Annotated in this window: 2 protein-coding genes; both read left to right on the top strand. The window is 78.0% G+C overall.

What is annotated here, in order from left to right; genetic code table 11:
* Positions 1–3,067: type I polyketide synthase (locus CCN44_RS32730; RefSeq protein ID WP_143650104.1), on the top strand; the 3,067-nt coding region annotated here is incomplete at its 5' end.
* A 2-nt stretch (positions 3,068–3,069) separates the two neighbouring features.
* A partial coding sequence (locus tag CCN44_RS32735; protein ID WP_143650106.1) for a type I polyketide synthase occupies positions 3,070–7,775 on the top strand: 4,706 nt, incomplete at its 3' end.

Here is a 7,775-nt window from a genome sequence, read left to right on the forward strand (position 1 = left end):
CGGCCTCAGCCTGGCCACCGCACGCTCTCGCTTCGAGCACAGCGCCCTCGTCGTCGGCACCGACCGCGATGAACTCCTCGCCGCCCTGGCGGATCCGGAACTGCTGCCCGCGCGCAACGGCCTGACCGCGTTCGTGTTCGCGGGGCAGGGTGCGCAGCGGGTGGGGATGGGTGTGGAACTGGCTGCCGCCTTCCCGGTGTTCGCTGAAGCCTTCGGTGAGGTGTGTGCCGCGTTCGACGGTCTGCTGGACCGTCCGTTGCGGGAGGTGATCAATACTCCTGAGCTGGATCGGACGGTGTACGCGCAGCCTGCGTTGTTCGCTTTCGAGGTGGCGCTGTTCCGGCTGCTGGAGGCGTGGGGTGTCGCCCCGGATGCGGTACTCGGCCATTCGGTGGGCGAGTTGACTGCCGCGTACTTGGCCGGTGTGTGGTCTTTGTCGGATGCGGCTCGGATCGTGGCGGCGCGGGGGCGGTTGATGCAGGCGCTGCCGGAGGGCGGTGCGATGGTCGCGGTCCAGGCGGGCGAGGGTGAGATGGAGTTGCCGGAGGGGGTGCAGCTGGCGGCGGTCAACGGTCCGTCGTCGGTGGTCCTCTCCGGTGACGAGGAGGCTGTGCTGGCCGAGGCGGCCCGCTGGTCGGACCGTCGTACCAAGCGGCTGTCGGTCAGCCATGCCTTCCATTCCCACCTGATGGAGCCGGTTCTGGAGGACTTCCGGCAGGTGCTGGAGTCCGTCTCCTTCCATGCGCCGAGGCTGGTGTTCGTCTCGACGGTGACCGGCACCCCGGTGGGTGACGAGCTGTGTGATCCGGAGTACTGGCTGCGCAATGTCCGTCAGACCGTCCGGTTCGCCGACGCCGTCGCCGCTGTGCGTGCCGCCGGTGCCGATGCCCTGGTGGAGGTCGGGCCGGACGCCACGCTCGCGCCACTGGCCGAGGGCGGAGTGCCGCTGCTGCGCCGGGGCCGGCCCGAGGCCGTCGCCCTGGTGGAGGGGCTGGCCCGGTCCCAGGCGGCCGTCGACTGGGCGGAGTTCTTCCGCGCTGCCGGGGCGCGGCCGGCCGACCTGCCCACGTACCCGTTCCAGCACAGCCGGTTCTGGCCCGCCGTGGCGCGTCCCGAGGCCGCCCCGGCCGCTCGCTGGCGGTACCGGGTGCGGTGGGAACCGCTCGCCACCGCCGTGGACGCGGTACCGGCCGGCCGCTGGCTCGTCGCCGTACCGGCAGGACGGGCGGACGAACCCCTGGTGCGGGCATGCCTGCGCGGGCTCGCCGAGCGCGGCGTGCGGACCGTCGACCTCGCGGTGGAGGGCACGCCCGACCGCGCCCGCCTCGCCGAGCAGGTGGCGGCCCCGGGCCCGGTGGACGGGGTGCTGTCCCTGCTCGCCGCCGGCCCTGACGCCGCGGCCGGCACGCTCGTCCTCGCCCAGGCCCTCGGCGACGCCGGGATCGACGCGCCGCTGTGGTGCGTGACCGGCTCAGCCGTGGCGGTCGCCGACGACGAGGCCGCCGACCCGTGGCAGGCCCAGGTCTGGGGCCTCGGCCGGGTGCTGTGCCTGGAGGCGCCGCACCGCTGGGGCGGCCTCGTCGACCTGCCCGCCGAGCCGGACGAGCGGGCGGTCGCACGACTCTGCTCGGTCCTCGCCGGATCCGGCACCGAGGACCAGGTCGCCGTGCGGGCCGCCGGGGTCTTCGGGCGGCGGCTGGTCCGGCCGGACGGGCAGCCCCCGGTGGAGGGCTGGCGGCCCTCCGGCACCGTGCTGATCACCGGTGGCACCGGCGCGCTGGGCGGGCACACCGCCCGCTGGGCCGCCCGCTCCGGCGCCGACCGGGTGGTGCTGGTGAGCCGGCGCGGACCCGACGCCGAGGGTGCGGCCGAACTCGTCGCCGAACTGGCCGAGTCGGGCTGCCGGGCCGTCGCCGAGGCGTGCGACGTGGCCGACCGGGCCGCGCTCGCCGCCCTGCTCGACAAGATCGCCGCCGACGGCCCGCCGCTGACCGCCGTGGTGCACACCGCCGGCGTCCTGGACGACGGGGTGCACGGCTCACTGACCCCGCAGCGGCTGGCCACGGTGCTGCGCGCCAAGGCCGACGGCGCCACCGCCCTGCACGAACTCACCGCGCACCTGCCCCTGGAGGCGTTCGTCCTGTTCGCCGCGCTCGGCGGAGTGGTCGGCGGGGCGGGCCAGGCGAACTACGCCGCCGCCAACGCCCACCTCGACGCGCTCGCCGCGCGCCGCCGGGCCGCCGGCCTGCCCGCCACCGCCGTGGCGTGGGGCGCCTGGGCGGGCGGCGGCATGGCCGACGCGGACGAGGTGCGCCGGCGCCTGGACCGCGACGGACTGCTGCCGATGGACCCGGAGCGGGCGCTGACGGCGCTCGCCCGGGAGATCGCGGCCGGCGACCCGGCCGTGGTGCTCGCCGACGTCGACTGGGCCCGGCTCGCGCCCTCCCTGCACGCCGTACGGCCCAGCCCGCTGATCTCCACCGTGCCCGAGGCCCGGCAGGCCGTCGCGCCCGAACCCGGCACGGCCACCGGCGAGATCGACCCCGGCCGGCGCCTCGCGGCCCTGCCCGACGGGGAACGCGCGCGCGTCCTGCTCGATCTCGTCCGCGACGCCATCGCCGCCGTACTCGGCTACGGCAGCCCGGCCGCGGTCGACACCACGCGGGGCCTGGTCGACCTCGGCTTCGACTCGCTCACCGCCGTCGAACTGCGCAACCGGCTGGCCCGGGCCACCGGCCTCACGCTGCCGCTCACGCTGGTCTTCGACCACCCCGACGGAGAGGCGCTCGCCGCCCACCTCACCGCCGCCCTCGCGCCCGCAGCGGACCGGCCGTCGACCACCGATCTCGACCGGTTCGCCCGGCTCGACCCGGCCACGGCCGACGAGCCGACCCGCGACCGGGTCGCCGCCGAGCTGCGCCGGCTGCTCGACGCGTGGACGCCGGCACCGGCCGCGCCCGCCGGTGCCGCCGGGCCCGCCGCATCCGTCGCGGACGCGAGCCGGCTGAGCACGGCGTCCGCCGACGAGATCTTCGACTTCATTCGGAACGAACTCGGAAAGTCCTGAACGTGGAGAACGAGAACAAGCTCCTCGACCACCTGCGGTGGGTCACCGGAGAACTGGCCCAGGCCCGGCAGACCCTGCGGGAGACGGCCGAACGCGCCGCCGAACCGATCGCGATCGTCGGCATGGCCTGCCGTTTCCCGGGCGGCGTGGACACGCCCGAGGAGCTGTGGCGGCTGCTGGCCGACGAGCGCGACGCCGTCGGCGAGTTCCCCGCCGACCGCGGCTGGGACCTGGCCTCCCTCCACCACCCGGACCCGGAGCACACGGGCACCTCGTACGTGCGGGAGGGCGGCTTCCTCGCGGACGCCGCCGGGTTCGACGCGGACTTCTTCGGGATCTCGCCGCGTGAGGCGCTGGCGATGGACCCGCAGCAGCGGCTCGCCCTGGAGACCGCGTGGGAGGCCGTCGAACGCGCCGGGATGGACCCGAAGTCCCTGCGCGGCACCGACGTCGGCGTGTACCTGGGCACCAACGGCCAGGACTACATCTCCGCCGCCCGCCCGCTGCTGCACCGGGTGGAGGGCCACGGCGGCACCGGCATCGCGGGCAGCGTGCTGTCCGGGCGCATCGCCTACACGCTCGGCCTGCGCGGCCCCGCGGCCACCGTCGACACCGCCTGCTCCGCCTCCCTGGTCGCCCTGCACTGGGCGATGCGCGCGCTGCGCGGCGGCGAGTGCGCGATGGCCCTCGCCGGCGGTGTGACGGTCATGTCGTCCCCGGCGACCTTCGTGGAGTTCTCCCGGCAGCGCGGCCTCGCCCCCGACGGCCGCTGCAAGCCGTTCGCCGCCGCGGCGGACGGCACCGGCTGGGGCGAGGGCGCCGGCATGCTGCTGCTGGAGCGGCTGTCCGACGCCCGGCGCCACGGCCACCCGGTGCTCGCGGTGCTGCGCGGCTCGGCGGTCAACCAGGACGGCGCCAGCAGCGCCCTCACCGCGCCCAACGGCCCGGCGCAGGTCCGGGTCATCCAGGCGGCGCTCGCCGACGCCCGGCTCTCGCCCGCCGACGTGGACCTGCTGGAGGCGCACGGCACCGGCACCGTCCTCGGCGACCCGATCGAGGCCCAGGCCCTGCTCACCGCCTACGGCCACAGCCGCACCGCGCCCGCCTGGCTCGGCTCGGTCAAGTCCAACCTCGGGCACACCCAGGCCGCCGCCGGCGTCGCCGGCGTGCTCAAGACCGTGCTCGCGCTGCGCCACGGGCTGCTGCCCCGCACCCTGCACGTGGACGCGCCCACCCCGAAGGTCGACTGGTCGGCGGGCGCGGTACGGCTGCTGACCGAGGCCCGCCCGTGGCCCGCCGGAGACCGGCCGCGCCGCGCCGCCGTCTCCGCGTTCGGTGTCAGCGGCACCAACGCGCACGTCATCGTCGAGCAGGCACCCGACGCACCGGACCCGTCCGACGCGTCCGACGGCCGCGAGACGCCCGGCGCGGCGGACGGCTCCGCGGCGCCCGGTGCGGTGGCGTGGCCGCTGTCCGGCCGGACCGAGGCCGCGCTGCGCGCCCAGGCCGCCAAGCTCGCCGCCCACCTGGCGGACCGGCCCGGCGACCGGCCCCAAGACGTCGCCCTGGCCCTGGCCACCACCCGCTCGGCGTTCGCGCACCGCGCCGTCGTGGTCGGGGCCGACCGGGACGGCCTGCTGCGCGGCCTGGCCGCACTGGCCGCGGGCGAGCCCGCGCCCGGCGTGGTCCGCGGCACCGCCGGTCCCGCCGGCCGCGTCGCCTTCGTGTTCCCCGGACAGGGCACCCAGTGGACCGGCATGGCCCTCGAACTCGCCGACGCCTTCCCCGAGTTCGCCGCCCGCCTGGACGAGTGCGGCGCCGCCCTCGCCCCGCACGCCGACTGGTCCCTGCGCGACGTCCTGGCCGACCCGGCCGCGCTGGAACGCGTCGACGTCGTCCAGCCCGCCCTGTGGGCCGTGATGGTCTCCCTGGCCGCCCTCTGGCGGGCGCACGGCGTGGAGCCGGCCGCCGTCGTCGGTCACTCCCAGGGCGAGATCGCCGCGGCGTGCGTCGCCGGCGCCCTCACCCTGGAGGATGCCGCCCTGCTGGTCACCGCCCGCGCCCGGGCACTGCGCGCCCTCACCGGCCGGGGCGGCATGGTCTCGCTGCCGCTGGCCGAGGCCGCCGCGCGCGAAACGATCGCGCCGTGGGGCGAGCGGCTGTCGGTGGCCGCCGTCAACGGGCCCGCCGCGACCGTCGTCTCCGGCGACGCCGCCGCCCTGGACGAGCTGCTGACCCGGGCCGAGCGGGACGGCCTGCGGGCCCGGCGCATCCCCGTCGACTACGCCTCGCACTCCGCGCACGTCGAGGCCGTACGCGCCGAGGTGCTGGCCGCGACCGCCGCCGTCGCCCCGCGTGCCACGAGCATCGCCTTCGTGTCCTCGGTGACCGGCGAGATCCTGGACACCGCCGGCCTGGACGCCGCGTACTGGTACCGCAACCTGCGCGAGCCGGTCCGCTTCGACCGTGCCGCGCGAGCCCTGCTGGACGCCGGGTTCACGACCTTCGTCGAGGCCAGCGCGCACCCCGTGCTCACCGCGGCGCTCCAGGAGACCGACCCGGCCGTCCTCGCCGTCGGCTCGCTGCGCCGGGACGACGGCGGCCCCGCCCGCTTCCTCGGCTCCCTCGCCGAGGCCGCGGTGCGCGGCGTACCGGTCGACTGGCGGCCCGCGCTGCCCGGCGCCCGCCCCGTACCGCTGCCCACCTACGCCTTCCAGCGCGAGCGGCTGTGGCTCGCCGACACCGGGGCGGACCCGCGGGGGCGGGGCGGCGAGGACAGCGCGTTCTGGTCCGCGGTGCACGGCTCCGCCGACGAACTGGCCGCCGTCCTCGGCGCCGACCCCGCCGCCCGGGAGCCGCTCGCCGCCGTCCACCCGCTGCTCGCCGCCTGGCACGAGCGGCGCGCCGACGAGACCGCCGTCGACTCCTGGCGCTACCGCGTCGACTGGGCCCCGCTGCCCGCCGCCCCGGCCGCCGCCGCGCCCGGCGGCCGCTGGCTGGCCCTCGCCGCGGGCGACCCCTGGTCCGAGGCCGTCGTCGCCGCGCTGGCCGCGCGCATGGACGTCACCCGGATCCCCGCCTACGACCCGGACCGCGTCGCCGAACTCACCGCAGGCGCCGCGGGCGTGATCGCCGTCCTCCGCCCCGGCGACCCCGACCCGCTCCCCGGCCTGCTCGCCCTCGTCCAGGCCCATGACCGCGCCGACGGCGGCCTGCCCCTGTGGTGCGTGACCCGCGGCGCCGTCGCCACCGGCCCGGCGGACACCCCCGCCGACCCGGCCACCGCGCAGATCTGGGGCTTCGGCCGGGTCGCGGCACTGGAACGGCCGCAGAGCTGGGGCGGCCTGATCGACCTGCCGGCGGACGGCGCGCCGGCCGTCCGTACGGCCGAGGACCGCGCGCCGGGCGGGGGCGAGGGCACGCCGGGCGCCCGCACCGCCCATGGCGTGCCGGACGTCCGTACCGCTGACGGGGCGCCGGACGCGCCCGCGGCCGGCGGCACGGTGGCCGCAGGCGGCACCGGCGGCGCCCCGGGTGCGCACCCGGCTGATGGCGCGGCGGACGCCCGCACCGCCACCGCCGTCCTCGACGCCCGTGTCGCCGACCGGCTCGCCGCCGTGCTGGCGGGGCCGGAGGACCAGGTGGCCGTGCGCGGCTCCGGGGCCTTCGGCCGCCGGCTGCACCGCGCCCCGGCGGGCGGGGCCGCCCCCGCCTGGCGCCCCACCGGCACCGTGCTGGTGACCGGCGGCACCGGAGGTCTCGGTGCGCACGTGGCCCGTTGGCTCGCCCGGGCCGGTGCGGAGCGACTCGTGCTGACCGGGCGGCGCGGCCCCGAGGCGCCCGGCGCCGGCGAGCTGGCCGCCGAACTCACCGCGCTCGGCGCCGAGGTCGACGTCGTCGCCTGCGACGCCGCCGACCGGGACGCGCTGGCACGGGTGCTGGCCGAGCACCCGGTGACCGCCGTGTTCCATCTCGCCGGCGTCGAGCGGTACCGGCCGCTGGACGAACTCACCCGGGCCGACCTCGCCGAGGTGGCCGCCGCCAAGGTCACCGGCGCCGTCCTGCTGGACGAACTGACCCGCGACCGCGAGCTGTCCGCGTTCGTGCTGTTCACCTCCGGCGCCGGAGTGTGGGGCAGCAGCGGGCAGGCCGCGTACGCCGCCGCCAACGCCCACCTCGACGCGCTCGCCGCCCGGCGCCGCGCCGAGGGCCTGCCCGCCACCGCCGTCGCCTGGGGCCACTGGGACGGCGCCGGCATGTCCGACGGCCCGGCCCGCGCCCAGATGCTCCGCTGGGGCCTGCCCGCCATGGCACCCCACCGCGCCGTCGCCGCCCTCGCCGGCGCCCTCGCCCGGGACGAGGCCTCACTGGTCGTCGCCGCCGTCGACTGGCCGGTGTTCGCGCCCACCTTCACCCTGGCCCGGCGCAGCCCGCTGCTCGCCGGCCTGCCCGAGGCCGCCGACCCGGCGGACACCGCGCCGGCACCGGCCACCCCGGCCGCCGCCCTGGACCGGGCAGCGCTGCTGGACCTGGTGCTCGCCGAGACCGGCGCCGTCCTCGGCCACACCTCCGCCGCCGCCCTGCCCGCCGGCCGCGCCTTCCAGGAACTCGGCTTCGACTCGCTGACCGCCGTGGAACTGCGCAACCGGCTGCGGGACGCCACCGGCCTCGCCCTGCCCGCCACCCTCGTCTTCGACCACCCCACCCC

The organism is Streptomyces tricolor (genome assembly GCF_002155905.1).
Lineage (GTDB): Bacteria > Actinomycetota > Actinomycetes > Streptomycetales > Streptomycetaceae > Streptomyces > Streptomyces tricolor.